General features: G+C 70.0%; 22 protein-coding genes and 1 pseudogene. 17 read left to right on the top strand and 6 right to left on the bottom strand.

The features are described from left to right. Positions 1–2 precede the first annotated feature (2 nt). From glcF to LPC04_RS08905, 5 genes are all read left to right on the top strand, one after another. Positions 3–1,298: a glycolate oxidase subunit GlcF gene (glcF, locus tag LPC04_RS08925; RefSeq protein WP_275681823.1), complete on the top strand. Its 1,296-nt coding sequence runs from the start codon at positions 3–5 to the stop codon at positions 1,296–1,298. Continuing rightward, the gene (locus LPC04_RS08920; protein WP_275681822.1) at positions 1,295–1,993 is read left to right on the top strand and encodes a glycosyltransferase family 2 protein; all 699 of its coding nucleotides are present in this window, start codon (positions 1,295–1,297) and stop codon (positions 1,991–1,993) included. The genes glcF and LPC04_RS08920 overlap by 4 nt, the downstream gene beginning before the upstream one ends. A 73-nt stretch (positions 1,994–2,066) precedes the next feature. Next, complete coding sequence (locus tag LPC04_RS08915) at positions 2,067–2,789, top strand: c-type cytochrome (RefSeq protein ID WP_275681821.1); 723 nt, start codon at positions 2,067–2,069, stop codon at positions 2,787–2,789. Next, on the top strand, positions 2,786–4,066 hold the full coding sequence (locus tag LPC04_RS08910) for a cytochrome c (protein ID WP_275681820.1): 1,281 nt from the start codon (positions 2,786–2,788) through the stop codon (positions 4,064–4,066). The genes LPC04_RS08915 and LPC04_RS08910 overlap by 4 nt, the downstream gene beginning before the upstream one ends. A 133-nt stretch (positions 4,067–4,199) precedes the next feature. Continuing rightward, complete coding sequence (locus LPC04_RS08905) at positions 4,200–4,511, top strand: hypothetical protein (RefSeq protein WP_275681819.1); 312 nt, start codon at positions 4,200–4,202, stop codon at positions 4,509–4,511. On the opposite strand, the gene LPC04_RS08900 is transcribed toward LPC04_RS08905, so the two are convergent. Then, positions 4,512–5,285, bottom strand: a complete 774-nt coding sequence (locus LPC04_RS08900; protein ID WP_275681818.1) for an SDR family NAD(P)-dependent oxidoreductase — start codon at positions 5,283–5,285, stop codon at positions 4,512–4,514. An 89-nt stretch (positions 5,286–5,374) separates the two neighbouring features. On the opposite strand from LPC04_RS08900, the gene LPC04_RS08895 reads away from it, so the two are divergent. Further along, a complete protein-coding gene (locus LPC04_RS08895; protein ID WP_275681817.1) occupies positions 5,375–5,704 on the top strand; it encodes a winged helix-turn-helix transcriptional regulator in 330 nt (109 codons plus the stop codon). 1 nt (position 5,705) lies between these two features. Here LPC04_RS08895 and LPC04_RS08890 read toward each other — a convergent pair whose 3' ends face one another. Further along, the gene (locus LPC04_RS08890) at positions 5,706–6,785 is read right to left on the bottom strand and encodes a substrate-binding domain-containing protein (RefSeq protein ID WP_275681816.1); all 1,080 of its coding nucleotides are present in this window, start codon (positions 6,783–6,785) and stop codon (positions 5,706–5,708) included. Between the two features lie 475 nt (positions 6,786–7,260). Here LPC04_RS08890 and LPC04_RS08885 point away from each other — a divergent pair, with 475 nt between their 5' ends. Genes LPC04_RS08885 through LPC04_RS08860 form a run of 6 tightly spaced genes read left to right on the top strand, consistent with a single transcriptional unit; the run spans position 7,261 to position 15,151 of the window. Then, positions 7,261–9,006 (top strand): OFA family MFS transporter, encoded by a 1,746-nt coding sequence (locus LPC04_RS08885; RefSeq protein WP_275681815.1) that lies wholly within the window; start codon positions 7,261–7,263, stop codon positions 9,004–9,006. 13 nt (positions 9,007–9,019) lie between these two features. Next, on the top strand, positions 9,020–9,559 hold the full coding sequence (locus LPC04_RS08880) for an NAD(P)H-dependent oxidoreductase subunit E (protein ID WP_275681814.1): 540 nt from the start codon (positions 9,020–9,022) through the stop codon (positions 9,557–9,559). Beyond that, positions 9,556–11,157, top strand: coding sequence for an NADH-ubiquinone oxidoreductase-F iron-sulfur binding region domain-containing protein (locus tag LPC04_RS08875; RefSeq protein WP_275681813.1), 1,602 nt, complete (start codon positions 9,556–9,558; stop codon positions 11,155–11,157). The genes LPC04_RS08880 and LPC04_RS08875 overlap by 4 nt, the downstream gene beginning before the upstream one ends. Next, positions 11,157–14,096 (top strand): formate dehydrogenase subunit alpha, encoded by a 2,940-nt coding sequence (fdhF, locus tag LPC04_RS08870; RefSeq protein WP_420854703.1) that lies wholly within the window; start codon positions 11,157–11,159, stop codon positions 14,094–14,096. The genes LPC04_RS08875 and fdhF overlap by 1 nt, the downstream gene beginning before the upstream one ends. Continuing rightward, entirely contained in the window at positions 14,093–14,917 is an 825-nt protein-coding gene (gene fdhD / locus LPC04_RS08865; protein ID WP_275681811.1) for a formate dehydrogenase accessory sulfurtransferase FdhD, read from the top strand. The genes fdhF and fdhD overlap by 4 nt, the downstream gene beginning before the upstream one ends. 3 nt (positions 14,918–14,920) lie before the next feature. Beyond that, a complete protein-coding gene (locus LPC04_RS08860) occupies positions 14,921–15,151 on the top strand; it encodes a formate dehydrogenase subunit delta (protein WP_275681810.1) in 231 nt (76 codons plus the stop codon). Between the two features lie 71 nt (positions 15,152–15,222). Here LPC04_RS08860 and LPC04_RS08855 read toward each other — a convergent pair whose 3' ends face one another. Next, positions 15,223–17,619: a putative Ig domain-containing protein gene (locus LPC04_RS08855; protein WP_275681809.1), complete on the bottom strand. Its 2,397-nt coding sequence runs from the start codon at positions 17,617–17,619 to the stop codon at positions 15,223–15,225. A 976-nt stretch (positions 17,620–18,595) separates the two neighbouring features. On the opposite strand from LPC04_RS08855, the gene LPC04_RS08850 reads away from it, so the two are divergent. Then, positions 18,596–19,174: a PEP-CTERM sorting domain-containing protein gene (locus LPC04_RS08850; RefSeq protein WP_275681808.1), complete on the top strand. Its 579-nt coding sequence runs from the start codon at positions 18,596–18,598 to the stop codon at positions 19,172–19,174. 82 nt (positions 19,175–19,256) lie between these two features. Here LPC04_RS08850 and aroQ read toward each other — a convergent pair whose 3' ends face one another. Then, entirely contained in the window at positions 19,257–19,709 is a 453-nt protein-coding gene (aroQ, locus tag LPC04_RS29050) for a gamma subclass chorismate mutase AroQ (RefSeq protein ID WP_338055430.1), read from the bottom strand. 12 nt (positions 19,710–19,721) lie between these two features. Next, positions 19,722–20,507, bottom strand: a pseudogene (locus tag LPC04_RS29045) (transporter substrate-binding domain-containing protein); the annotation flags it as partial. Between the two features lie 294 nt (positions 20,508–20,801). On the opposite strand from LPC04_RS29045, the gene katG reads away from it, so the two are divergent. The 4 genes from katG (at position 20,802) to LPC04_RS08825 (ending at position 25,530) form a co-directional block, all read left to right on the top strand. Next, the gene (gene katG, locus LPC04_RS08840; RefSeq protein ID WP_275681806.1) at positions 20,802–22,994 is read left to right on the top strand and encodes a catalase/peroxidase HPI; all 2,193 of its coding nucleotides are present in this window, start codon (positions 20,802–20,804) and stop codon (positions 22,992–22,994) included. A gap of 83 nt (positions 22,995–23,077) precedes the next feature. Next, positions 23,078–23,962, top strand: coding sequence for a drug/metabolite exporter YedA (gene yedA, locus LPC04_RS08835; RefSeq protein ID WP_275681805.1), 885 nt, complete (start codon positions 23,078–23,080; stop codon positions 23,960–23,962). A 66-nt stretch (positions 23,963–24,028) separates the two neighbouring features. Beyond that, on the top strand, positions 24,029–24,901 hold the full coding sequence (yghU, locus tag LPC04_RS08830) for a glutathione-dependent disulfide-bond oxidoreductase (protein ID WP_275681804.1): 873 nt from the start codon (positions 24,029–24,031) through the stop codon (positions 24,899–24,901). After that, positions 24,898–25,530, top strand: a complete 633-nt coding sequence (locus tag LPC04_RS08825) for a glutathione S-transferase family protein (protein ID WP_275681803.1) — start codon at positions 24,898–24,900, stop codon at positions 25,528–25,530. Before yghU ends, LPC04_RS08825 begins: the two co-directional genes overlap by 4 nt. Here LPC04_RS08825 and LPC04_RS08820 read toward each other — a convergent pair. Next, positions 25,527–26,540: an ABC transporter substrate-binding protein gene (locus tag LPC04_RS08820; protein WP_275681802.1), complete on the bottom strand. Its 1,014-nt coding sequence runs from the start codon at positions 26,538–26,540 to the stop codon at positions 25,527–25,529. The two genes, LPC04_RS08825 and LPC04_RS08820, sit on opposite strands and share 4 nt — an antisense overlap. Between the last annotated feature and the right edge of the window lie 68 nt (positions 26,541–26,608).

Raw genomic sequence — 26,608 nt, 5'->3', positions numbered from 1 at the left:
CGATGCAAACCAATCTCTCTCCCGAATTCGCCGGCACGCCCGATGGCCTCGAGGCCGAGGCCATCCTGCGCAAGTGCGTCCACTGCGGCTTCTGCACCGCCACCTGCCCGACCTACCAGCTGCTGGGCGACGAGCTCGATGGCCCGCGCGGCCGCATCTACCTGATGAAGCAGGTGCTCGAAGGGCAGGCGCCGACGCGCGCGACGCAGGTGCATCTCGACCGCTGCCTGACCTGCCGCAACTGCGAGTCGACGTGCCCGTCGGGCGTCGAGTACGGCAACCTGGTCGACATCGGCCGCCGCATCGTCGACGCCAAGGTCGACCGCCCGCTCGGCGAGCGCACGAAGCGCTGGCTGCTGCGCGAAGGCCTGACGTCGCCGCTGTTCGCGCCGGCGCTGAAGCTGGGCCAGGCGATGCGGCCGCTGCTGCCGAAGTCGCTCAAGGCCAAGGTCGAACCCAAGGGCGCGCCCGATGCGCACGCAGGCCTGTGGCCGCAGCGCACGCACGCGCGCAAGGTGCTGATGCTCATGGGCTGCGTGCAGCCGGCGATGAAGCCCAACATCAACGCCGCGACCGCGCGCGTGCTCGACCTGGCCGGCGTGCAGACCATCGTTCCCGATGGCGCCGGCTGCTGCGGCGCGGTGCGCAGCCACGGCGGCGACCACGACGGCGGCCTGGACGACATGCGCCGCAACATCGACGCGTGGTGGCCGTGGGTCGCCGGCCTGACCGACGCCGGCGCGGTCGAGGCGATCGTGATGAACGCGTCGGGCTGCGGCGTCACTGTCAAGGACTACGGCCACGCGCTCGCCCGCGATCCCGACTACGCCGAGAAGGCGGCCCGCGTCAGCGCGCTCACCCGCGACCTGAGCGAGCTGCTGGACGGCCTGATGCCCGCGCTGCTCGCCCACTGGCAGGGCGTGCGCGAGCGCCGCGGCACCGCGGCGCCCGAGCATGCGCCCGGCGTGCCGCTGGTGTTCCATCCGCCGTGCACGCTGCAGCACGGCCAGCAGCTGCGCGGCGGCGTCGAGCGGATGCTGACCGCGCTCGACTTCGACGTCCGCCTGGCCGCCACCGAAAGCCACCTGTGCTGCGGCTCCGCCGGCACCTACTCGGTGCTGCAGCCGGAGATCGCGACGCAGCTGCGCGATCGCAAGCTGGCCGCGCTGTCTGCCGCGCAGCCCGGGCCGCGGGCGATCGTGTCTGCCAACATCGGCTGCATCTCGCACCTGCAGTCCGGCACCGCGACGCCGGTGCGGCACTGGATCGAACTGGTCGACGAGCGGTTGGCAGGATGAGCGCGGTTGTCCTGATCCCCACGACCGGCGCGCCTTCGTTGCGTCGCGCGGTCGAGAGCGTCCTCGCGCAGACAGTGCCCACCGCCTGCTACGTCGTCTGCGACGGCCCGCAATTCCGCGCCCAGGTCGACGATGCCCTCCGCGGGCTGGACGTGCCCGTGTGCGTGCTGCCGCGCAACGTGGGCGCCGGCGGCTTCTACGGCCACCGCATCTACGCCGCGTTCGCGCACCTGGTCGACGAGGATCACGTGCTGTTCCTCGATCAGGACAACTTCCTGTCGCCCGAGCACGTCGCGCAGTGCATCGACCTCATCGCGGCGCGCCGCCTGCAGTGGTGCTACAGCCTGCGCAACATCTGCACGCCCGAAGGCGAGTTCCTCTGCCGGGACGACTGCGAGAGCCTGGGCAAGTGGCCGGCATTCACGAACAGCCATCTGATCGACACCAGCTCGTACTGCGTCCGCCGCGAGGTGCTGCTGCAAAGCGCGCACGTGTGGCACGGCAAGTGGGGCCAGGATCGCGTGTTCGCCCAGGTGATGATGCAGAACTTCAAGGCCTTCGACTGCACCGGCCGATACACCGTGCAGTATTGCCTCGGCGGCAACGAGGGCTCGGTGACGAAGGAATTCTTCGAGCAGGGCAACGCGCAGATGCTGCAGCGCTACAAGCGCGGTTTCCCGTGGACGAAGGCATGAGAACCTGATCCGGCGGGCACTGCGGTAAGCGAGACTGTCCAACGCGCCCGAACTGGCGCACAGTCGAGGGCTCATGACCGCGTCCGCAATCCTTCCGTCGCTGCTGCGCCGCGCCGTCGCGGCCATCGGCATGGCGGCCGCATCCCCTGCAATGGCCGGTTCGCCGTCGACGGTGCCCGACACCATGGCCCAGCGCATGCAGCCCTGCAGCGCCTGCCACGGCAAGGAGGGCCGGGCGACCCAGCAGGGCTTCTTCCCGCGCATCGCGGGCAAGCCGGCGGGCTACCTCTACAACCAGCTGGACAACTTCCGCAGCGGCCGGCGCGCATATCCGACGATGACCTACTTCGTCGAGCAGATGTCGGACGACTACCTGCACGAGATCGCCGACTACTTCGCCGCGCTGGACCTGCCCTACGCGGCGCCGCAGACGGTGGGCGCGCCGGCCGACGAGATCGCGCGCGGCGAGGCGCTGGTGCGCCAGGGCGACGCGGCGCACGGCATCCCCGCCTGCGTGCAGTGCCACGGCGCGGCGATGACCGGCGTCCTGCCCGCCATTCCCGGCCTGCTGGGCCTGCCGCGCGGCTATCTGGTCGAACAGTTCGGCGCCTGGCGCACCGGCCAGCGCAAGGCGCGGGCGCCCGACTGCATGGCGCAGGTCGCGACGTCGCTGACGTCCGCCGACATCACCGCGGTGGCCACGTGGCTGTCGTCGCAGCCGGTGGTGGCCGGGCCGGCCGCGGCCGACACGCTCGCGCGGCCGCTGCCGATCGCGTGCGGGAGCGTTCCGCCATGAGGCTGACCTGGTCGCGCGTGGGCATCCTGATGGCCGTGCTGCTGTTGGTGGCCGCGGGCGTTGTCGCGTGGCTCAACGTCGCCGGCGAGGATCCGCTCACCGGCGACGCCAACTCCTTCGTCGCGACGCCCGAGCAGGTGGCGCGCGGCGCCTACCTGGCGCGCGCGGGCAACTGCGCCGCCTGCCACACCGACCGCGGCGGCGCGGCGTTCGCCGGCGGCAAGGGCATCGCCACGCCCTTCGGCACCGTGTTCGCGAGCAACCTCACGCCCGACGCGAAGACGGGCATCGGCACCTGGTCGGCCGCGCAGTTCTGGCGCGCGATGCACAACGGGCGCTCCGCCGACGGGCGCCTGCTGTATCCGGCGTTTCCGTATCCGAACTTCACCGAGATCACGCGCGCCGACTCCGACGCGCTGTTGGCCTTCCTGCGCTCGCAGGTGCCGGTCGCGCAGGTCAACCGGCCGCACGCGTTGCGCTTCCCGTACGGCCTGCAGCCGTCGCTGGCGGTCTGGCGCGCGCTGTTCTTCTCGCCTGGCGTCTACGAGCCCGTGGTCGAGCGTTTGGTGCAGTGGAACCGCGGCGCCTACCTGGTGCGTTCGCTCGGGCACTGCGCCGCCTGCCATTCGCCGCGCAACGCGTTCGGTGCCACGCGCGACAGCCTCGAGCTGAGCGGCGGGCTGATCCCGCTGCAGAACTGGTACGCGCCGTCGCTGGCCTCGAGCGCCGAGGCCGGCGTGGCCGACTGGTCGACGGCCGAGGTGTCCGCGCTGCTCAAGACCGGGCTCACGCCGCGCGGCGCGGCGCTCGGGCCGATGGCCGAGGTCGTGTTCCGCAGCACGCAGTACCTGAATGACGCCGACATCGCCGCGATGGCCGAGTTCCTCAAGAGCCTGCCGCAGACACCGCCGCACGCGCGCGCGGCCGTCGAGCTCGGCAAGGACGTGCGCACGCACGGCGAGGCGCTCTACAAGGATCACTGCGCGGCCTGCCACGGCGCGAACGGCGAGGGCGGCAGCGGGCCCGGCGGCGTCGTCTACGTGCCGCTGGCGGGCAACCGCAAGGTGCTGCTCGACACACCCGCCAACCTGATTCACATCGTCGTCAACGGGGGCTTCCCGCCGACGACCGCCGGCGACCCGCGACCCTACGGCATGCCGCCGTTCGGGCCGGCGCTGAAGGACGAGGAGATCGCCGTGCTCGCAAGCTACGTGCGCAGCGCCTGGGGCAACGCGGCGCCGCCGGTGAGCGCGCTGGACGTGCTCAACGCGCGCTGAACGCGTGCGGCCGCCCGCCGTTCGTCGCATGGCCCTCGCCATCGCCCCGGGATGAGTTCATGCTTGTGGCCCGCCTCGTCGCTGTGGCGACCGGGCTGACCGGCTTTCAGCTCACCCGAAAGTGGAGTCCCTCATGAACGTCCTCAAGACCGCCTGTTCCTCCGCCCTCGTCCTCGCCGGCGCGCTGCTGGCCTGCGGATCCGCGCAAGCCGCGCCGGCCTGCGACTCGGTGTCGCGGGTCGAACGCAACATCGTCGACCGCGCCGACGACATCGACGCGCTGCGCGCCTACGTCTGGCGCACCACGATCATCTACGGCATCGACATGTTCGAGGTGCGCGAGAACCTCGAGAAGTGGCAGGCAGCGGTCGATTGCCGCAGGCAGATGTCGGCGTCCGACCCGGCCGACGACATCGCCGCGCCGACCCTGGTCGCGCAGCGCTGATCAACCGCGGAAGATCGCCCCGCCCGACGGCGCGCCGATGGTGCCGCCGTCGACGACGATCTCCGCCGCCGTCATGCCCGAGGCGCGCGGCGAGGCCAGGAACACCACCGCGTTGGCGACTTCGTCGGCCTCCGCCAGCCGGCCCATCGGGATGCGCGGCGCGAGATGGGCCTCGGTCGCGTCCAGCGTGGCCCCGGCGCGCGCGCCGCGGGTCCAGATCGGCGTGCGCGTCGCGCCCGGGATCACCGTGTTGACGCGGATGCCCCGCGGCGCGAGCTCGGTCGCGAACACCTTGGCCATGCCGGTGACGCCGGCCTTGGTCGCCGAATAGGCCGCCGTGCCGCCCACCGCGAGTTCGCGCATCACCGAGCCGTTGAGCACGATGGAACTGCCCTCCTTGAGCAGCGGTAGCACCGATTGCACCGTGAAGAACACCGCCGTGAGGTTGGTGTCGACGATGTTGCGGAAGGCCTCGTAGGTCGTCGAGCCGAGCGGCGTCGGCCCCGAGATGCCGGCGTTGGCGAACACGATGTCCAGCGATCCGAAGGCCTTGCCGACCGCGCTGGCGATGGCGGCCAGGTCGTCGGAGTTGTTGAGGTCGGCCTGCAGCGCCAGCACCTCGCCGCCGAGTTCGGTCGCGGCTTCGTCGAGCTTGGCGCGATCGCGTCCGGTGATCGCCACGCGCGCGCCCTGCGCGAGCATGAGGCGCGCCGTCGCCAGGCCGATGCCGCTGTTGCCGCCGGTGATGAGTGCCGTCTTGCCTTGGAGTTCCATGATGATGTCCTGGTGGTGGGTGTCCGAGATAGTCACTATACAAAAAATAGTGACTACTCGTGCGGTAGTGACTTTGGTATCATCAGGGCATGGCCCGCCTGTATTCGGATCCGCTTTGCCCCGTCGCCTGCGCGCTGGACGTGATCGGCGAGAAATGGACGCTGCTGATCCTGCGCGACCTGACGCGCAATCCGTCGCGCCGCTTCCAGGACCTGCTCGACTCCCTGCACGGCTGCGCGCCCAACACGCTGTCCGCGCGCCTGTCGTCGCTGGAGGAGGCGGGACTGATCGAGCGGCGCCAGTACGAGCAGCATCCGCCCCGCATGGAATACGTGCTCACCGACAAGGGCCGCGAGGTGCGGCCGGTGCTCAAGGCGCTGAAGGCCTGGGGCCAGACACTGCAGGCCCAGAAGGCCTGACTCAGCCCGCCCCGGCGGCGGCCAGCACGTCGGCCAGCACGTGCACGGCGCCGCAGTCGCGTGCCCGGTAGCCGGGCAGCGCATCCACCTCGGCGCGGAACGCGTCGCTGCGCAGGATCGCCAGCACCTGCTCGATCTCCGGCCGCGCAAGCGCGTCGCGGCGGCAGAGCGCGAAGTAGCGTTCGGTGGCCAACGGGATGAAGTCCAGCTTGAAGTGGCGCGCCGGCCGTTCGAGGCCGAAGCCGACGTCGGCCATGCGACTGCCGACGAACGCCGCCACCGCCGCGTGCGTGAACTCGCCGTGCTCGTAGCCGACGATGGCGCCGGTGTCGACGTCGGCCGTGGCGAGCAGCGCATCGAGCAGGAAGCGCGTGCCCGAGCCGCGCTGGCGGTTGATGAAGCGCAGGCCCGGGCGCACGAGGTCGGCCAGCCCCTGCACGCGCAGCGGGTTGCCCGGCGCCACCATCAGGCCTTGGGTGCGGTCGGTGATGTCGATGACGACGTGCTCCTGCGGATCCAGCCAGTGCGCGTAGAACTCCCAGCCGCGCGCCTCGAGGGCACCGTGCGGCACGTGGAAGCACGCCAGGTCGCTCGCCCCGTCGTGCAGCGAGGCGGCGGCGTCCTGGCTGTTGGTGTAGACGCGCTCGACGTCGACGCCCGCGGCGCGCAGCATCGCCATCAGCTTCTCGATGGCGAAGCCGTGGCTGGCGTGGATGCGCAGCAGGCGCTGCGGCGGCGCGATGACGCGCTGCAGCTCGACCTCGAGCTCGGACGCGAGCGTGTCCAGCGCGGGCGCCAGCCGCGCGGCGATGCGGCGATCGGCCCACACGAGCTTGTCGCCCAGCGGCGTCAGGCGCGAACCGCGGCCGCGTTCCATCTGCAGCAGCGGCGCGCCGAACCAGGCCTCGCCGTGGCGGATGGTGTCCCAGGCATGGCGGTACGACAGCCCGGCGCGCTGGCACGCCGCGGCGATGCTGCCCGTCTCGGCCACGCAGACCAGCAGGTCGATCAGGCGCGGGCCCAGCGCATCGCCGCCGTCGTGGGAGATCGTCCACTGGGGACGGATGGAGATCTTGTGCATCGCGATATGAACCCTCGTCGCGACGATAGGCGATCGCGCCGCCAAAGCAAGAGGCATCGCCGCGGCGGAATCGCGCCGACGCGTGCACGAAGTCACCGGATCGTGCGCCGCGCCTGTCCTGCTCGACCGCGCGCGCACTGTCAATGCCTGGAGTGGGTGATTCGTGCGGATGCCCCGCGGGGTAATCGTCCGACTTGTCTAGGGATGTCGCTTTTTGCCATCGCGCCGCTCGACCTCAATGCAACAAAAGGTACGCAGCCCGGAGATGTCGATTGATGCCGCAATGCAGCATCACGACCTCCTAAACCAAGGGGCCCGGATGTCGAAGTGCGGGATTGGAGGCGGTCGATGGTTAGGGTTGGTATTTAGAGCCTGACCGCATATTGCAACGGTCCCCACGGGATACTTACAGTCGGGCAGTCGTCGGTGTTGGGACAACGACGATCGATGCTCGCAGGTCATAAAAAGGATCAAGATGTCTACCGTCATGAACGGCGCCGAGGCTGCGCCTTCCGGGGGGCTGCTCTCGAAGGAGCGCACCATCGCCGGCCCCGGCTACAACCGCTGGCTTCTGCCGCCTGCCGCGCTCGCCATCCACCTGTGCATCGGCATGGCCTACGGCTTCTCGGTGTTCTGGCTTCCCCTGTCCAAGCTCCTGCCCGGCGCGCCGCTGTGTTCCAAGGATCCATCGGCGGCGACCAACTTCTGGATGCAACTGGTCAACTCGCTGACCGGCACCGACACCCACAGCGTGCGCTACGTCGTGACCAAGGCGCTGTTCGGCGGCCTCGGCGAGATGACGCTGTCCACCTGCAACTGGGATGTCTCGGCGCTCGGCTGGATCTTCACGCTGTTCTTCGTGGTGCTGGGTTGCGCCGCCGCGCTGTGGGGCGGCTGGCTCGAGCACGTCGGCCCGCGCAAGGCCGGCGTCGTCGCGGCGGTCTGCTGGGCGGGCGGCATGGCGCTGTCCACCATCGGCGTGGCCACGCACCAGCTGTGGATGGTCATCCTGTTCCTTGGCGTGATGGGTGGCGTGGGCCTGGGCCTGGGCTACATCTCGCCGGTGTCGACGCTGATCAAGTGGTTCCCCGATCGCCGCGGCATGGCCACCGGGATGGCCATCATGGGCTTCGGGGGCGGCGCGATGATCGGCTCGCCCCTGGCCGCCAAGCTGATGGCGGCGTTCGGCACCGACGGCAGCAACGGCGTGCAGACGACGCTGCTGGTCATGGCCGCCGTCTACTTCGTGTTCATGATGGGCGGCGCGTTCGGCTACCGCATCCCGGCCGCGGGCTGGAAGCCCGAAGGCTGGACGCCGCCGGCGCCCGACGCCAACGCGATGATCACCCGCGGCCACGTGCACGTGAAGCGCATCTGGGGCATCCCGCAGTTCTGGCTCGTCTGGCTGGTGCTGTGCATGAACGTGTCGGCGGGCATCGGCGTGATCGGCCTGGCCAGCCCGATGCTGCAGGAGATCTTCGGCGGCCACCTGATCGGCCTGGACACCAAGTTCGCCGACCTGGCCAAGCCCGACCTGACCAAGATCGCGGGCGTCGCCGCCGGTTTCGCCGCGCTGATCAGCCTGTTCAACATCGGCGGCCGCTTCTTCTGGGCGAGCATCTCCGACAAGATCGGCCGCAAGATGACCTATGTGGTCTTCTTCGTGCTGGGCGCCGCGATGTACGCGAGCCTGCCCAACACCGCGGGCGTGTCCAAGCCGCTGTTCGTTGCCGCGGTCTGCGTCATCCTGAGCATGTACGGCGGCGGCTTCGCCACGGTGCCGGCCTACCTGTCCGACCTGTTCGGCACGCAGATGGTGGGCGCCATCCACGGCCGCCTGCTGACCGCGTGGTCCACCGCCGGCATCCTGGGCCCGGTCGTCGTCAACTACATGCGCGACTACCAGCTGAGCCTGGGCATCCCGCGCGAGCAGGTCTACAACCAGACGATGTACATCCTGGTGGGCTTCCTGGTCGTCGGCCTGGTGTGCAACCTGCTGATCCGCCCGGTCAACCAGAAGTACTTCATGACGGACGCCGAGCTGGCCGAAGAAAAGCGCCTCGCGCACGAACGCGCCGCCGCCAACGCCGTGACCGGCGCGGGTGCGGCCACCGCCCCGAGCAGCCCGGCCACCGTGGCGCTGGCCTGGCTGGCCGTCGGCATTCCCCTGGCATGGGGCGTCTGGCAGACGCTCATCAGTGCGGCCAAGCTCTTCAACTGACGACCTGCGGGGCATGCCCCGAGGGTCCGCACCGCGGGCGCCGCAAGGCCCCGCGGCGACGGACTCGGAACGCGAGCTGCTGTCGCAGGCCCTGGCGCTCCACCTGCCGGACGTTCCGGCCGAGGTTCCGGGCGCCAGCGCCTCCGCGCTGCTGCCCGTCCTCCACCACATCCAGGACGCGCTCGGCTTCGTGCCGCAGCCGCTCGTCCCCGAGATCGCCGCCGCGCTCAGCCTGTCGCGGGCCGAGGTGCACGGCGTCCTCACCTACTACCACCACTTCCGCACTGCGCCCGCGGGCCGGCACGTCGTGCAGATCTGCCAGGCCGAGGCCTGCCGCGCCAATGGCGCCGAGGCCTTGATGGCCCACGCGGGCGCGCGTCTCGCCTGCGCGCCGGGCACGACGCGCGCGGACGGCGCCGTCACGCTGGAACCCGTCTACTGCCTGGGCCTGTGCGCCACCGGGCCGGCGGCGATGGTCGACGACCAGCTGCGCGCGCGGGTGTCCGCGGCGACGGTCGACGGCTGGGCCACCCGTTTCGAAAGCGCGACATGACATCGCCGACGGTCTGGATCCCGCGCGACGCCGCGGCCCTGGCCGCCGGCGCGGACGACGTCGCCGACGCATTGACCGCCATCGCCTCGACGCGCGGCCTGTCGCTGGACCTCGCGCGCAACGGCTCGCGGGGCCTGCTGTGGCTGGAGCCGCTGCTCGAGGTCACGACGCCGGCCGGCCGCGTGGGCTTCGGACCGGTTCGTGCCGAGGACGTCGCCGGCCTCGTCGCCGCCGGCCTGCTCGACGAGTCGACCGCGCTGGACGGCCTGTCCGACGCGCTCGTCGCGCACCCGCTGCGGCTCGGGCTCGTCGAGCAACTGCCGTATTTCGCCCGGCAGCAGCGCGTCACTTTCGCGCGCGTGGGCCTCGTCGATCCGCTGTCGCTGGACGACTACGCCGCGCACGGCGGCTGGGCCGGGCTCGACAAGGCGCTGGCGATGACGCCGGCCGCCGTCGTCGGCGAGGTGCTCGAATCCGGCCTGCGCGGCCGCGGCGGTGCCGCGTTCCCCGCCGGCATCAAGTGGAAGACGGTGGCCGCCGCCCCGGCGCCGCGCAAGGCGATCGTCTGCAATGCCGACGAGGGCGACTCCGGCACGTTCTCCGATCGCATGCTGATGGAGGGCGATCCGTACTGCCTGGTCGAAGGCATGGCGATCGCGGCCGTCGCGGTCGGCGCGACCTACGGCGTCATCTACATCCGCTCCGAATACCCGCACGCCGAGGCCGCGCTGCGCGAGGCTGTTCGGCGCGCGACGGCCGCGGGCCACATCGGCGCCGCGCTGCGCGGCAAGGGCCCGGCGTTCCGGCTCGACGTGCGCCGCGGCGCCGGCTCCTACGTCTGCGGCGAGGAGACGGCGCTGCTCGAGAGCATCGAAGGCCGGCGCGGCGTCGTGCGCGCCAAGCCGCCGCTGCCGGCCATCGAGGGCCTGTTCGGCTGGCCCACCGTCATCAACAACGTCATCACGCTGGCCAGCGTCCCGCGCATCCTGGCCGACGGCGCGCAGGCGTACCACGCGTTCGGCGCCGGGCGCTCGCGCGGCACGCTGCCGTTCCAGCTCGCGGGCAACATCGCGCGCGGCGGGCTCGTCGAGGCGCCGTTCGGCGTCACGCTGCGCGAGCTGATGTTCGACTTCGGCGGCGGCACGCGCTCCGGCCGGCGGGTCAAGGCGGTGCAGATGGGCGGCCCGTTGGGCGCCTACGTGCCGGAGTCGCAATGGGACGTGCCGATCGACTACGAGGCCTACGCCGCCGTGGGCGCGACGGTGGGCCACGGCGGCATCGTCGTGCACGACGACACGGCCAACCTCGCCGGCCTCGCGCGCTACGCGATGGCGTTCTGCGCGCTCGAATCCTGCGGCAAGTGCACGCCGTGCCGCATCGGCTCGACGCGCGGGGTCGAGGTCGTGGAACGTCTGGTCGCGGCGCCGGTCTCACTCAAAGGCGCGCAGGAGGAACTGCTGCGCGACCTGTGCGACACCATGGTCGCGGGCAGCCTGTGCGCGATGGGCGGGATGACCCCGTTCCCCGTGTTGTCTGCGCTGGATCACTACCCTGAAGACTTCGGCTTGCCGCGCCGAGCCGCGGCGGGAGAGCCATGATGCTGAGCCTGAACGATTCCCATCCCGACCACGACCTGGGCACGCCCGCGCGGGAATCGGCGCAGACGGTGACGTTGACGATCGACGGCGTCGAGGTCAGCGCCCCGGCGGGCACGTCGGTGATGCGCGCCGCGATCGACGCCGGCATCGAGGTGCCCAAGCTGTGCGCGACCGACTCGCTCGAGCCGTTCGGCTCGTGCCGCCTGTGCCTGGTCGAGATCGACGGCCGCCGCGGCACGCCGGCGTCGTGCACGACGCCGGTCGAGGCCGGCATGTCGGTGCGCTCGCAGAGCCCCAGGCTCGCGAAGCTGCGCAAGGGCGTCATGGAGCTCTACATCTCCGACCATCCGCTCGACTGCCTGACTTGCAGCGCCAACGGCGACTGCGAGCTGCAGGACATGGCCGGCGCCGTCGGCCTGCGCGAGGTGCGCTACGGCTACGAGGGCAGGAACCACCTGGAGTCGAAGAAGGACGAGTCCAATCCGTACTTCACCTACGACGCCAGCAAGTGCATCGTCTGCAACCGCTGCGTGCGCGCCTGCGAGGAGACGCAGGGCACCTTCGCGCTGACGATCTCGGGCCGCGGCTTCGAGTCGCGCGTGTCGCCGGGCATGGACGAGCCGTTCATGGAGAGCGAGTGCGTCAGCTGCGGCGCGTGCGTCAGCGCGTGCCCGACCGCCACGCTGCAGGAGAAGACGGTCATCGAGCTCGGCATGCCCACCAAGAGCGTCACGACGACCTGCGCGTACTGCGGCGTGGGCTGCGGCTTCAAGGCCGAGGTCAAGGGCACGGAAGTGATCCGGATGACGCCGTGGAAGGACGGCAAGGCCAACGAGGGCCACTCGTGCGTGAAGGGCCGCTTCGCCTGGGGCTACGCGACGCACAAGGATCGCGTCACCAAGCCGATGATCCGCGCGAGGATCACCGACCCGTGGCGCGAGGTCTCGTGGGACGAGGCGATCGGCCACGCGGCCTCCGAATTCAAGCGCCTGCAGGCCGCGTTCGGCACGAACTCGATCGGCGGCATCACGTCCTCTCGCTGCACCAACGAGGAGACCTACCTCGTGCAGAAGCTGGTTCGCGCGGCCTTCGGCAACAACAACGTCGACACCTGCGCCCGCGTCTGCCACTCGCCCACCGGCTACGGCCTGGGCCAGACCTACGGCACCTCGGCCGGCACGCAGACCTTCAAGTCGGTGGCCAAGGCCGACGTGATCATGGTGATCGGCGCCAATCCGAGCGAGGCGCATCCGGTGTTCGCGTCGCGCATGAAGCGGCGGCTGCGCCAGGGCGCCAGGCTGATCGTGGTCGACCCGCGCCGGATCGATCTCGTCGCCGGCGCGCACGTCAAGGCCGACTTCCACCTGCAGCTTCGGCCCGGCACCAACGTCGCGGTGGTGACGTCGCTGGCGCACGTGATCGTCACCGAAGGCCTGGACGACGCGGCCTACGTGGCCGAGCGCTGTGACGACAAGAGCGTGCAGCAATGGCGCGAGTTCGTCGCGCGACCCGAGAACTCGCCCGAGGCCTTCGAGCGCGAGACCGGCGTGCCCGCTGCGCTCGTGCGCGGGGCCGCGCGCCTGTACGCGAGCGGCTCGGCGAACGGCACGGCGCAGTCGCTTGCCGACGCCATGGCCGCCGGCGGCAAGCGCCCGAACGGCGCGATCTATTACGGCCTGGGCGTGACCGAGCATTCGCAGGGCTCGACGGCGGTGATGGCCATCGCCAACCTGGCGATGGTCACCGGCAACGTCGGGCGCGAGGGTGTCGGCGTCAATCCGCTGCGCGGCCAGAACAACGTGCAGGGCTCGTGCGACATGGGTTCGTTCCCGCACGAGCTGCCGGGCTACCGCCACATCGGCGGCGCCGAGGTGCGCGCGCAGTTCGACCAGGCCTGGGGCGTGACGCTGCAGCCCGAGCCGGGCCTGCGCATCCCCAACATGTTCGACGCGGCGTTGGCCGGCGAGTTCAAGGGCCTCTACTGCCAGGGCGAGGACATCGTGCAGTCCGATCCCGACACCCAGCACGTCTCCAGCGCGCTGCAGGCGATGGAATGCGTGGTCGTGCAGGACATCTTCCTCAACGAGACGGCCAAGTACGCGCACGTGTTCCTGCCGGGTTCGTCGTTCCTGGAAAAGGACGGCACCTTCACCAACGCCGAGCGCCGCATCTCGCGGGTGCGCAAGGTGATGCCGCCGCTGTCGGGCGTGGGCGACTGGGAGGCGACCGTCAAGCTGTCGAACGCGCTCGGATACCCGATGGCGTATACGCATCCCGAGCAGATCATGCAGGAGATCGCAGCGCTGACGCCGACGTTCGCCGGGGTCAGCTACGAGAAGATCGACCGCCTGGGCAGCGTGCAGTGGCCGTGCAACGACTCGACCGCCGAGGCCGGCACCGACATCATGCACGTCGACCGCTTCGTGCGCGGCAAGGGCCGCTTCGTGATCACGCAGTACGTGGCCACCGACGAGAAGGTCACGCGCAAGTTCCCGCTGCTGCTCACGACCGGCCGCATCCTGTCGCAGTACAACGTGGGCGCGCAGACGCGGCGTACGTTCAACTCGCAATGGCACGACGAGGACAGGCTGGAGATCCACCCGCAGGACGCGCTCGACCGCGGCGTCAAGGACGGCGACTGGGTCGGCATCACCAGCCGCGCCGGCGAGACCGTGCTGCGCGCGACGCTCACGGAGCGCGTGCAGCCCGGCGTGGTCTACACGACGTTCCACTTCCCCGAGTCCGGCGCCAACGTGATCACCACCGACAGCTCCGACTGGGCCACCAACTGCCCCGAGTACAAGGTGACGGCGGTGCAGGTGATGCCGGTGGCGCAGCCATCGACGTGGCAGCGCGCCTACAAGGACTTCAACGAGGACCAGGAACGCTTCCTGGCCGACGCGCGGCTCGGCGCGGCCGTCACCGTCACGGGCAAATGAAGCCCGAGACGATTCCCGGCGTCGACGAGACCGGCGCGCAGCGCCTGGACGTGCGCGTGCGCCGCGACGGCAGCGTCAGCGAGGCGCAGGACTGGCTCGCCGACGAGGTGCCCGTCGCGCTGATCTTCAACGGCATCTCGCATGCGGTGATGCTGGCGACACCGTCGGATCTCGAGGACTTCGCCCTCGGCTTCGGGCTGACCGAAGGCCTGCTCGCACGAGCCGACGAGCTCTACGGCGTCGACGTGCAGCCCGATCCGGCGGGCGTGCGCATCGAGATGGAGGTCTCCAGCGCCTGCTTCGCGCGCCTGAAGGACAAGCGCCGCTCGATGGCCGGGCGCACCGGCTGCGGGCTGTGCGGCACCGAGAGCCTGGAGCAGGTCGAGCCGCCGTTGCGGCCGCTGGCACCCTGCACGACGCCGCTGTCGCCGCCGGCGATCGCCGCCGCGCTGCGGGCGATGCCGTCGCACCAGGCGCTGCAGCAGCGCACCGGCGCCACCCATGCGGCGGCCTGGTGCTCGCTGGCGGGCGACGTGCTTCTCGTGCGCGAGGACGTCGGCCGCCACAACGCGCTCGACAAGCTCGTCGGCGCGATGGTCGAGGCGGGCATCGACCCGCGCGATGGCTTCTGCTGCATCACCAGCCGCGCCAGCGTCGAGATGGTGCGCAAGGCGGTCGCCATCGGCATCACCGCGCTGGTCGCGGTGTCCGCGCCAACGTCGCGCGCGGTCGCGACCGCGCGCCGCGCCGGGCTGGCGCTCGCGGGCTTCGCTCGTCGCGACGACCTCGTGCTCTATTCCGACGCCGATCGTTTCAGGTAGACCATGGATCTCGACAACCTCATCGTCATGGCCAACCGGATCGGCCTGTTCTTCGCGGCCCAGCCCGATCGCGACGAGGCGATGGCCGGTATCGCCGAGCACGTGAAGAAGTTCTGGGAGCCGCGCATGCGTTCGCAGATCCTCGCCGCCATCGGCACCGAGGCCGGCGCCGGACTCAGCGAGATCGTCGCCGCCGCGCTGACGACGCACCGGGCGATGCTTCAGCCGGCCTGAAACGACGACGCCCGCAAGGCGCGGGCGTCGGCAGGTGCGGGCGCGCGTCACGCGCTCGGGGCGGCCTCAGGTCAGGAGACGGTCAGCGTCATCACGGCGCTGGTGGCCGCACCCTTGCTGTCACGCACGGTGACGGTGATGGCGTAGCTGCCCTTGACGGCCTTCGGGTAATAGACGAAGCCGGACACCATCAGGTTGAAGCCGGCCGGCGCGCCCGTGGCGGTGTAGCTCAGTGCACCGCCGTCCGGGTCGTGGCCGGTGACCATGGTGGAGAACGCGGTGCCCGCCTTGGTGTTCCAGTGCACCGGCGCCAGCGTCGGGGCGTGGTTGGTGACGACCACGGCCGGGGCGGCGACGGTCAGCGTCTCGGTCTGCGTCGACGAGTAGCCATAGCTGTCCTTGACGGTCGCGGTGAACGTGTAGCTGCCGGCCACGGGCGAGGCCCAGCTCAGCGCCCCGGTCGTGCTCGCGGTCAAGCCCGCGGGCACGCCTGCGAGGCTGTAGTTCAGCGTGCCGCCGTTCGGGTTCGACGCCGACAGCGTGCCGCTGAAGGCGGTGCCGGCCGTTCCGTTGAACTTGCCGCTGCTCGAGAAGGCCGGTGCCGTCGCGGCGATCACCTTCAACGAGTACGACGCGCTTGCCGACTTGCCCGCTGCCGTGCTGGCCGTGGCGGTGAACGTGTAGCTGCCGGCCACCGGCGCGGCCCACTTCAGCGTGCCGGTCGAGTCGACCGTCAGGCCGCCGGGCGCGCCGGAAACCGCGTAGGTCGTGGACGTGCCCGAGGGCGCGGTGACGCCGAGCGACTGGCTCAGCGCCGTGCCGGCCTTGCCGGTGAACGAGCCGCCTGGTACCACGGGCGACGCCGTGACGGGCGCCGAGGTCTGCGTCGTGGAGACGCCGCTGAGCGCCTGCAGCAACTGCGCGGCGTTGGGCGTGCCCCAGCCCGTGGCCTCGTCGAACCCGGTGCCGGCGCGGCAGGTGGCGCAGGTGCCGTTGGTGCCGTCGACGACGTCGCCCAGCGACGCGGCGTAGGTGCCCGGCACGGCGGCGATCGACTTGTACAGCGTCGAGTGGATGTCTCCCAGCGTCGCCTTGCCACTGGAGGCGCGCATGGCGTTGGCCACCGCGATCATGGCGGCCCACTGCGGAGCGGCGATGCTGGTGCCGCCGTAGCCGGTCCACACCGTGGGGGCGCCCGGCAGCGTCAGCGCGACGTATTCACCGGTGTACGGATCGCCGTTGAACGAGACGTCCGGAACGGCGCGGCGCGGAAGCGCGCCGCCGCCGGCCGGCGTCACGCCGCTCTGCCACGACGGCAGGGCTTCGTAGGCGCTCAGGCCGCCGCCGGTCTGCTTCCAGGCCGCTTCGTAGCGCGTGCCGGAGCCCGACCAGTTCAGGCTGGTGCCGCCGACGGCGACGACGTTGGGCGAGACGGCCGGCCACAGGACTTCCGAGCCGGAGTCGCCGGCGGCCGCGACGAAGGTCATGCCGTTGCCGGTGAAGTGGTAGTCGATGCTGGGCGCCCAGGCGGCTTCGGTGGAACCGAAGCTCATGGAGACGACGCCCGGGCCCATCTTCACGGCCAGCATGTTGGCGCCGAGGATCGCCGTCGACAGCGAGCTGGGCATCTCGAGCAGCACGATGCGCGCGAGCGGCGCGATCGCGTGGGCCCACTGCACGTCGAGCTTGCTCTCCGGCGCCCACGTGGTGTTGTAGGCCGGTACGGTCGTCGTCATCGTGCCGGTCGTCGTGGGTGACACCGCGGAGAACGTGCAGCTGGCCGGGGGAGCCGCCAGCGGCAGGATCGCGGTCGCGGGGATGGCGACGTTGGCGCAGGTCGGCAGGCCGAACTTGGTCGAGAACGTGTTCAGGTCGGACAGTGCCGTGGCGTCGTGGTACGCGTCGACGATGTAGATGGTCTGGCCGGCGCCGAAGGTGGCGGCCATGGCCGGCGTGATCGTGGTGCCGGCCGGGGGATAGGCCGGCAGGCCGTAGGCGGCGCGGATCTGGGCGGGCGTGTGGACCGCGCCGATGATGGCGGTGGCCTGCGGCGCGGTCTCGCCGCTCGCCGAGGCGATGCGGGCCTTGGACGTCTCGGCGATGCGCTGGGACAGGGCCTGGCGGGTCAGGCGCGCCGTGTCGATGTTGGCGAGGTCGCCTTCGACGCGGAAGCTCTTCGGGGCCTGGTGCGCGGAGGCGTTGGTGCCGCCGACGTCGGACTGGTCGGGCTCGTCGAGCAGCACCGGCGCCATGTGGTACGCGGGCTGCGCCGAGGTCGTCTCGAGAGCGCTGGCGATGCTGCTGTCGGCGTTCGTCGTGGTCGAGGCCGGGGTCTCGGGGGTGGCGGCGGGCTGGGCCGTCGGATCGGAGGAGCTGGAGCCGCCTCCGCAGGCCGTCAGGCAGGCGAGGAGGACGACGGAGAGAGCCAGGCCGGGGCTGGCTTTCTGGGCAAGGGCGAAACGATTCAAGGCCGATCCTTCTTTGATGATCTGTGGTCATCGCGGTCAGTGGCTGGCACGGCGATCCCGAATGCCGTGAGGCATGGGGGGACGACACGCCATGACACCGGCGCGCCGGGTATGGACAAGCAGCCCGGGCCACGAAGGGTCCAGCTGCCAGGCGCTGTTGAGGCGGGGCGGGCCTGCCGGCCTGCCTTTCGCTTCAGAGCAGCGAGTGCGTCGCGTTCGAACCGGAGGGAGGATCGAACCCAACTTGATGGGTTGCCGAATTGCAACGGCAGGCGAATATTACCGAAGTATCTACTCGACCATTCGGCAACATGCAACAACATGCAGCTCGACAGCAATTGAGCGGTTTTGACAATATTGTTGCGTCACTGTCGAGCAGAAAGGCACCGATTCGGCCCTTTTCAGGGGCGCCTGGAGTATCTTTTGGAGTATCTCGGGCGGATTTGTCGCCGTCTGGCGACAAATCACATTCTGAATATCAAGAGCGATCGGCTATTCCGTGGCAGGCACGAAAATTAAAAATCGCGCGATAGCGGCGGCCGAGCAGAGGTGCCAGGTGCCCGGCGGGCCGCTCACGAGGGAAAACGGCGCTCGTGACGACGTTGCGAAGCATTCGGAATCGATTGTCGACAGCGTTGCTGTCGACCAATTCGCCGGTGGCGCAAATCGCCGTCGCGATGGCGACGCATGGCGTTGTTATTGATGCAATGCAGCAAAATTATATGTCCCCACAGGGTTCATGAGAATACGGCGGCAGGCGTCGGCGCCTAACCAGGGTTTGCAGCGAAAAATCGGCTTACTGATGAGCAGAAAGGCAGAGCAGGCGGGCTCGATCGCCCTGGGACACCCCCAAAACATGGTAGGGGTAAGCGATATGCCGTCGATTGACGAGCGTGGGAACGAGGGTTGCAATGGGTTACAGGCAATTCGATCCCGATAGCTCGGCCATACCCTCAATCGCTAGGAGAAGACTTCCATGAAACTGACCACTCCCCTCGTTGCGCTCGCACTGGCTCTGGCCGGCAGCGCAGCTTCCGCCGCCACGATCGGCGTGCTGTACGACGCCGGTGGCAACCCCATCGCGAACGGCGCCGATCTCGGCCCCGATCTGTACAGCGCCGTCCAGGCCGACATCCAGCCGACGTACACGAGCAGCTTCGACTACGTCTACAACTTCATGCTGGACAGCACGACGGACCTGAACGTCTCGGCCAACACGTACCTGGGCCCGACGGTCGACGGCAGCGCCTCGTTCTCGCTGTACAACGGCACGTCGACGGGTGACTCGGGCACGCCGGGCGCGCTGGCAGGCACCGTGTTCACGTTCGGTGGCACCATCGTCAACACGACGTTCTCGGGCCTGCCGGCAGGCACGTACTTCTTCGAGATCGCCGGTTCGCCCGCGACGATGATCGGCACGGCCTTCAACGTGACGCTCCAGGCTCCTGGCGACACCGGCCCGCTGCCGGCCGTTCCCGAACCCGCCAACATGGCCCTGCTGCTCGCCGGCCTCGGCCTGATGGGCTTCCTGGTCAAGCGCCGCGCTCGCGACTGAGCCAGCGCCACCTGCCCGGCGCCCTCGGCGCCAGGCACCCGCCAGAAAGCAGCCAGCCGGCTGCTTTTTTATTTCCCGTTGCTCAGCGACCCAGCGGCGCGATCGCCTGGGTGACCGCCTTGGCGCTGAGATCCTCGGCCTGCATCGGATGCATCGCGCGCAGGACGTCCTCGCGCCGCGTCGGATCGCTCAGCACGGGCCAGTTCTCGGCCAGCGCGTGCAGCAACTGGTCGGTGAGCCGGTCGAGCTTCGGGCGCGTCACCGTGACGAGATCCGGCGCGTCGGGAAACTGGCCGCGCTTGAACACGTCCCAACCCTGGAACAGCTCGTTCTGGGCCGTCTTGGATGCCTCGATCTGGGCGCGGAAGAACGCCTCGGCCCAGGGCTGCGGCACGCCCAGGGCGCTCGCCTGGCGACCGAGCGCCGCGATGACCTCGGCCTCGCGCGGCAGGTCCTCGATCGGGAGGTGATGGTTCCACTTGAACTGCGCGACATCGGGCGCCAGCAGCAGGCGCGCGTCGATCAGCGTGCGCAGCGACTCGATGCCCCATGGATACCCCAGCCACTGCTCGTTGGCGCGCGCGAACGCGCCGCTCTCGACGGCCTGGTGCAGCCATTGGTCGACGTAGGCCTTCAGCGCGGCGTCGCGCGGCAGCAGCACGGCCTTCTCGGAGAAGTCGAACGGCGCCTCGGGATGGATCGCGCACAGCTTCGGATGCAGGCGCTGCTGCAGGCGGGCCTCGATCGCGTCGGTGATCATCACGTCGGCCTCGCCGGCGGCGATGCGGTCGAAGATCGCCACGTTGTCGGGAAACACCGTCAGCGTCGCGTGCGGGGCCTGTGCGCGCGCGAAGCGCTCGTTGGTGCCGCCCGGGTTGACGATCAGGCGCACGTCGGGGCGGTCGATGTCGGCCAGGGTCTGGTACTTGCGCGCATCCTCGCAGCGCGCGATCGGCGTCTTGCCGTCGCGCAGGTAGGGCAGCGAGAACCAGGCCTTCTTCTGGCGCTCCAGCGAGACGGAGACGCCGCCCATCGCGAGATCGAAGCGGTCGTCCCCAAGGTCGGACATCAGCGCGCCCCACGTCGTGGGCACCAGTTGCAGCTTGACGCCCAGCGACTTCGCGAGGTCGGCGGCGAGCGCGATGTCCAGGCCGATGAACTCGCCGTTGCCGACGCGGTAGCTGAACGGTTTGTAGTCGCCGGTGGTGCCCACGCGCAGCACGCCGCGGGCGAGGATGTCGTCGAGGCGGCTGGCGGCCGCCGTCGCCGTTGCCGTGGGCGTGTCGGCGGCGCGCGCGGCGGGGAGGACGCTGGCGGCAGCGGCCACGACCATCGCGGCAATCCAGGCTGGCAGTCGGGAAAAGGCGGGCACGAGAGACTCCGGTGACGACGACGGCCTGCAGTCTAGGCAATCGAGGCCGGCGCGCGGCTTCGGGCTTGGTCGCAGGCACCGAATGTCTCGTGGGGCCAAGTCAATGGCCGAGCAAGACATGAAAGATTTTAGCTATCGACTAGTTCGAAAGGATGAATTGGCGCAATAGCCAAGGAGGGATGACAGTCGTGGCCTGCCCCGGCGAACCTCGGTCGCCGTGTCCCGCGCAATGAACCAGATCAAAGGAGATCGCCCATGTCAGACCAAGCCAAGTGCCCGTTCCCGCACGGTGTCGGCCAGCACGCCGTCGCGAACGCGCCGCGCAACGCCGACTGGTGGCCGAACCAGCTCAATCTCGACATCCTGCACCAGCAGTCCAGCAAGTCCGATCCGATGGGCGAGTCGTTCGACTACGCCGCGGAGTTCAAGACCCTGGACCTCGACGCCGTCGTCGCCGACCTGCGCGCGCTGATGACCGACTCGCAGGACTGGTGGCCGGCCGACTACGGCCACTACGGCCCGCTGTTCATCCGCATGGCCTGGCACGCGGCGGGCACCTACCGCATCACCGACGGCCGCGGCGGCGCGGGCACCGGCGCGCAGCGCTTCGCGCCGCTCAACAGCTGGCCGGACAACGGCAACCTCGACAAGGCGCGGCGCCTGCTGTGGCCGATCAAGCAGAAGTACGGGCGCAAGCTGTCGTGGGCCGACCTGATCGTGCTGACCGGCAATGTCGCGCTGGAGTCCATGGGTTTCAAGACCTTCGGCTTCGCCGGCGGGCGGCGGGACATCTGGGAGCCGCATCTCGAGGTCTGGTGGGGCTCGGAGAAGAAGTGGCTGGGCGACGAGCGCTATGGCACGAACCGCGAGCTCGCGCATCCGCTCGCGGCGGTGCAGATGGGCCTGATCTACGTCAATCCGGAAGGCCCGAACGGCAATCCCGACCCGAAGGCCTCGGGCTTCGACATCCGCGAGACGTTCGCACGGATGGCCATGGACGACGAGGAGACCGTCGCCCTCGTCGCCGGCGGCCACACCTTCGGCAAGGCGCACGGCGCGGGCCCGGCCGCGCACGTCGGCGCGGAGCCCGAAGGCGCCAGCATCGAGGAGCAGGGCCTGGGCTGGGCCAACAGCTTCGGCTCGGGCCGCGGCTTCCACACGATCACCAGCGGCATCGAAGGCGCCTGGACGCCGACGCCGACGACCTGGGACATGAGCTTCTTCGAGACGCTGTTCGGCCACGAATGGGAACTGACGAAGAGCCCGGCCGGCGCGCACCAGTGGAAGCCGGCCGGCGGCGCCGCCGCGACGGCCGTGCCCGACGCGCACGATCCGACCAGGCGCCACGCGCCGATGATGACGACCGCCGACATGGCGCTGCGCCTCGACCCGGCCTACGAGAAGATCTCGCGCCGCTTCATGGCCGACCCGCAGGCCTTCGCCGACGCCTTCGCGCGCGCCTGGTTCAAGCTGACGCACCGCGACATGGGGCCGCGCGCCCGCTATCTCGGCAAGCTCGTGCCGCAGGAGGAGCTGATTTGGCAGGATCCGATCCCCGCGGTCGACCATCCGCTGGCGAGCGAGCAGGACGTCGCGGCGCTGAAGGCCAGGGTACGCGCATCCGGCCTGACGACCGCGGAGCTGGTGAGCACGGCGTGGGCGTCGGCGTCGACCTTCCGCGGCGGCGACAAGCGCGGCGGCGCCAACGGCGCGCGCATCCGCCTCGCGCCGCAGAAGGACTGGGCGGCCAACCAGCCGGCGCAGCTCGCGAAGGTGCTGGCCACGCTCAAGGGCATCCAGCGCGACTTCAACGCCGCGCAGTCCGGCGGCAAGAAGATCTCGCTGGCCGACCTGATCGTGCTGGCGGGCAACACGGCGATCGAGGACGCGGCGAGCCAAGCCGGCCACGACGTGACCGTGCCCTTCGCGCCGGGTCGCATGGACGCCTCGCAGGCGCAGACCGATGTCGCCTCGTTCGAGCCGCTGGAGCCGCGTGCCGACGGCTTCCGCAACTGGCTGCACGCCGGCCTCGAAGGCCACGCGGCCGAACTGCTGGTCGACAAGGCGCAGTTGCTGACGCTGACCGCGCCCGAGATGACGGTGCTGGTCGGCGGCCTGCGCGCGCTGGACGCCAATGCCGGCCACACCGCGCACGGCGTGTTCACGAAGCGTCCCGGCACGCTGTCGAACGATTTCTTCGTCAACCTGCTGGACATGCGCACGCGCTGGCAGAAGTCGGCCACCGAGGGCGTGCTGGAAGGCCTCGACCGCCAGACCGGCGAGCCGAAGTGGACGGGCACCGTCGTCGACCTCGTGTTCGGTTCCAACTCGCAGCTGCGTGCGATCGCGGAGGTCTATGCGGCCGACGACGCCGGCCCGAAGTTCGTGCGCGACTTCGTCGCCGCCTGGACCAAGGTGATGAACCTCGATCGCTACGACCTGAAGTAGGCATTGCCATCGGACGGCCCTTGCACCGTGGAGTAGTCCGCGGCCGGCAAGGGCCGGCGCGTTTCTGTTCCACTCGGCGCTCCATGCCGAACACCTCGCGCTCCCCGCTGCTCGTCCTCTGCCTGGCCATCGTCTACGTCGTCTGGGGCTCGACCTACCTGGCCATCCACTTCGTCGTCGACGGCATTCCGCCGCTGATCTCCTCGGCGATCCGCAACTTCTGCGCCGGGCCGATCCTGCTCGCGTTCCTGAAGTTGCGCGGCGCGCCGTGGCCGACGTGGCGGCAATGGCGCAACGGCGCGTTGATCGGCTTCATGATGATGGGCCTGGGCAACGGCTTCGTGTGCGTGGCCGAGACCCGCGTGCCGTCCGGCCTGGCCGCGCTGATCATCGCGGGCACGCCGGTCTTCGCGGTGCTGTTCGCGTGGGGCCTGTTCGGCGTGCGGCCGCGCCTGCTCGAATGGCTGGGCATCGGCCTGGGCCTGGCCGGCATGGGACTGCTGAACCTCGACCTGCACGCCGCCGCGAGCCCCGCCTATGTCGCGGTGCTGTTCATCGCGGGCGCGTCGTGGGCCGGCGCCACGGTGCTGCAGCCGCGGCTCGACCTGCCCAAGGGGCCGATGTCCGCGGCCGTGCAGATGGTGGGCGGCGGGACGAGCCTGGTCGCGATGGCGGCGCTGCACGGCGAGCGCCTCGACGTGGCGACGGTGCCGCTGTCCGCCTGGCTCGCGCTCGCCTACCTGGTCGTCTTCGGATCGCTCGTCGCCTACACCGCGTTCGTCTACGTCATCGGCCATTCGCGGCCGGCGCTGGCCACCAGCTACGCCTACGTCAACCCGGTGGTGGCGGTGGGACTGGGGGTGCTGTTCGTTGGCGAGACGGTCAGCACGCCCATGATCGCCGGGATGGCGGTGATCCTGTCGGGGGTGGGGCTGGTCATGATCGGCAGCCGGCGTCGGGCGGCCTGATCCCGCGTTGCCGACACGTCGTCCGCGTCTCGGTTACCTTCGCGGCTCAGCCTGGAGACTGCCTGCATGAACGATTCGTCCCCTTACGTGCCGCCCACCGTCTGGACCTGGAACAAGGACAACGGCGGCCGCTTCGCCAACATCAATCGGCCGATCGCCGGCGCGACGCACGACAAGGATCTGCCCGTCGGCCGGCACCCGCTGCAGCTCTATTCGCTGGCCACGCCCAACGGCGTCAAGGTGACGGTGATGCTGGAGGAGCTGCTGGCGCTCGGGCATCGCGGCGCCGAGTACGACGCCTGGCTGATCCGCATCAACGAGGGTGACCAGTTCGGCAGCGGCTTCGTCGCGGCCAATCCGAATTCCAAGATCCCGGCGCTGGTGGATCGCAGCGGCCCGCAACCGGTTCGCGTGTTCGAGTCGGGCGCGATCCTGCTGCACCTGGCGGAGAAGTTCGGCGCGTTCCTGCCGGCCGGCGGCGCCGCGCGCGCGGAGTGCCTGTCGTGGCTTTTCTGGCAGATGGGCAGCGCGCCGTTCCTCGGCGGCGGCTTCGGGCACTTCTACGCCTACGCGCCGGAGAAGATCGAGTACGCCATCGATCGCTACGCGATGGAGGTCAAGCGCCAGCTCGACGTGCTCGATCGCCACCTTGCCGATCGCGCGTACATGGCGGGCGACGACTACACAATTGCCGACATGGCGATCTGGCCCTGGTACGGCAGCCTCGTGAAGGGCCTGCTGTACGAGGCGGGCGTGTTCCTGGACGTGCAGGCCTACGCCAACGTCGTGCGCTGGACCGACGCGATCGCGCAGCGGCCCGCCGTCAAGCGCGGCCGCATGGTCAACCGCGTGTTCGGCGATCCGGCCAGCCAGTTGCACGAGCGCCATGACGCGAGCGACTTCGACACCCACACACAGGACAAGGTGGCCCCACGATGATCACGCTCTACGACTGCGCCACGGCGCCGAGCCCACGCCGCGCCCGCATCCTGCTGGCCGAGAAGGGCGTCGCGCACGAGACCGTGCAGATCGACCTGCGCACCAACGAGCAGATGGGCGAGGCCTACCGTCGCATCAATCCGCGCTGCACCGTGCCGGCGTTGCGGACCGACGACGGCCTGCTGCTGACGGACAACGCCGCGATCGCCGCCTGGGTCGAGGCGCGCTTTCCGCAGCCGCCGCTGTTGGGCGTCGCGCCGGCGGAGAAGGCCGATGTCGCGAGCTGGAACTGGCGCATCGAGTTCGAGGGCCTGATGGCCATCGCCGAGGCGCTGCGCAACGGTTCGCCGGCGATGGCCAACCGCGCCTTGCCCGGGCCGGTCGACTACGCGCAGATCCCCGCGCTCGCGGAACGCGGCCGCGCGCGCGTGCAGCGCTTCTTCGAGGTGCTGAACGAGCATCTGGCCGCACGCGAGTTCGTCGCGACCGATCGCTTCAGCGTCGCCGACATCACCGCCGTGGTGGCCGTCGACTTCGCGCGCGTCGTCAAGGTCAAGCCGGGCGACGAGCATCCGCATCTGCAGCGCTGGCGCGCGGCGATGGCGCCGCGGGCGTCGATGTCGCTCTAGCGGCCCGTCAGCTTCTTTCGCAAGTCGACGCCCACGCCCTGGTTGACGAACTGCGTCGTCGCCACCTTGGACAGGTCGACGTCGCCGGCCTTGTAGAGCCCGGCGCGCACCATCTTGTCGTAGAAGTCCTTCACGCGCTCGGGCTTCATCGCGCCGATGCCCAGCGTCTGGGCGTCGCCCGAGTCGACGATGCCCATGTCCTTCATCAGCTGCAGGCTCTGCGCGATGAGGTCGTCGGTCATCTCGGGGTTGTCCTGCTTGATGAGCGCGTCGGCGGCCTTGCGGTCGCCGTAGAGGTAGTTGTTCCAGCCGACGATGGAGGCCTCGACGAAGCGCTTGACGAGGTCGGGCTTGTTCCTGACCGTGTCGGTGCGCGCCTCGATCGTCGTCGAATAGGTGCTGTAGCCGTGGTCGGCGAGCAGGAACACCGCGGGCTTGAAGCCGCCCTGCCTGGCGATGGTGATCGGCTCTTCCACCGCGTAGCCTTGCTGCAGGCTCTTCTTGTCGGCGAGGAACGGGCCGACGTTGTAGTTGTACGGGCGCAGCGATTCGTCCTTGAACGCGTAGTCGGCCTTGAGCCACTGCCACCACGAGAACTGGGCGTCCTTGGCGACGTAGATCGTGGGCGACCTGGCCAGGTCCTCGAACCTGGCATAGCCGGCGTCCGGGTGCGCGATCAGCGCCTGCGGATCCTTCTGGAACATCGCCGCCACCGCGATCACCGGCACGCCATTCTTGACGTTGTCGAAGCTGTGCAGCAGGTTGCCCGTCATCAGGAAATCGATGCGGCCGGCGGGCAGCAGCGGGCGGTTGTTGACCTGCGGACCGCCCTGGCGGATCTCGACGTCGAGGCCGTAGCGCTTGTACGTGCCGTCGGCCACCGCCTGGTAGAAGCCGCCGTGCGCGGCCTGGGCCTTCCAGTTGGTGGCGAAGACGACCTTGTCGAGGGCGTGCGCGGCCACGCTGGCGGCGAGCAGCGTGGCGAACAGGGCGAGCTTGATGGTTGGCATGGGGGATCCGTGGCAGGAGGACGCGGGCCATCATACGAGCCACCGTCGAGTGCGGAAAGCGTCAAGCC

The organism is Scleromatobacter humisilvae (assembly GCF_023231945.1).
Classification (GTDB): Bacteria; Pseudomonadota; Gammaproteobacteria; order Burkholderiales; family Burkholderiaceae_C; genus Scleromatobacter; species Scleromatobacter humisilvae.
This window is presented reverse-complemented; position numbering and strand designations above follow the sequence as displayed.

Coding starts and splice junctions, on each gene's coding strand:
- yedA (WP_275681805.1), top strand. CDS start 23,078: ATGCCGAACACCTCGCGCTCCCCGCTGCTCGTCCTCTGCCTGGCCATC.
- LPC04_RS08825 (WP_275681803.1), top strand. CDS start 24,898: ATGATCACGCTCTACGACTGCGCCACGGCGCCGAGCCCACGCCGCGCC.
- LPC04_RS08860 (WP_275681810.1), top strand. CDS start 14,921: ATGGATCTCGACAACCTCATCGTCATGGCCAACCGGATCGGCCTGTTC.
- LPC04_RS08890 (WP_275681816.1), bottom strand. CDS start 6,785: ATGCACAAGATCTCCATCCGTCCCCAGTGGACGATCTCCCACGACGGC.
- yghU (WP_275681804.1), top strand. CDS start 24,029: ATGAACGATTCGTCCCCTTACGTGCCGCCCACCGTCTGGACCTGGAAC.
- LPC04_RS08915 (WP_275681821.1), top strand. CDS start 2,067: ATGACCGCGTCCGCAATCCTTCCGTCGCTGCTGCGCCGCGCCGTCGCG.
- LPC04_RS08920 (WP_275681822.1), top strand. CDS start 1,295: ATGAGCGCGGTTGTCCTGATCCCCACGACCGGCGCGCCTTCGTTGCGT.
- LPC04_RS08910 (WP_275681820.1), top strand. CDS start 2,786: ATGAGGCTGACCTGGTCGCGCGTGGGCATCCTGATGGCCGTGCTGCTG.
- fdhF (WP_420854703.1), top strand. CDS start 11,157: ATGCTGAGCCTGAACGATTCCCATCCCGACCACGACCTGGGCACGCCC.
- LPC04_RS08895 (WP_275681817.1), top strand. CDS start 5,375: ATGGCCCGCCTGTATTCGGATCCGCTTTGCCCCGTCGCCTGCGCGCTG.
- glcF (WP_275681823.1), top strand. CDS start 3: ATGCAAACCAATCTCTCTCCCGAATTCGCCGGCACGCCCGATGGCCTC.
- LPC04_RS08905 (WP_275681819.1), top strand. CDS start 4,200: ATGAACGTCCTCAAGACCGCCTGTTCCTCCGCCCTCGTCCTCGCCGGC.
- LPC04_RS08900 (WP_275681818.1), bottom strand. CDS start 5,285: ATGGAACTCCAAGGCAAGACGGCACTCATCACCGGCGGCAACAGCGGC.
- LPC04_RS08820 (WP_275681802.1), bottom strand. CDS start 26,540: ATGCCAACCATCAAGCTCGCCCTGTTCGCCACGCTGCTCGCCGCCAGC.
- fdhD (WP_275681811.1), top strand. CDS start 14,093: ATGAAGCCCGAGACGATTCCCGGCGTCGACGAGACCGGCGCGCAGCGC.
- LPC04_RS08885 (WP_275681815.1), top strand. CDS start 7,261: ATGTCTACCGTCATGAACGGCGCCGAGGCTGCGCCTTCCGGGGGGCTG.
- LPC04_RS08880 (WP_275681814.1), top strand. CDS start 9,020: ATGCCCCGAGGGTCCGCACCGCGGGCGCCGCAAGGCCCCGCGGCGACG.
- LPC04_RS08850 (WP_275681808.1), top strand. CDS start 18,596: ATGAAACTGACCACTCCCCTCGTTGCGCTCGCACTGGCTCTGGCCGGC.
- katG (WP_275681806.1), top strand. CDS start 20,802: ATGTCAGACCAAGCCAAGTGCCCGTTCCCGCACGGTGTCGGCCAGCAC.
- LPC04_RS08875 (WP_275681813.1), top strand. CDS start 9,556: ATGACATCGCCGACGGTCTGGATCCCGCGCGACGCCGCGGCCCTGGCC.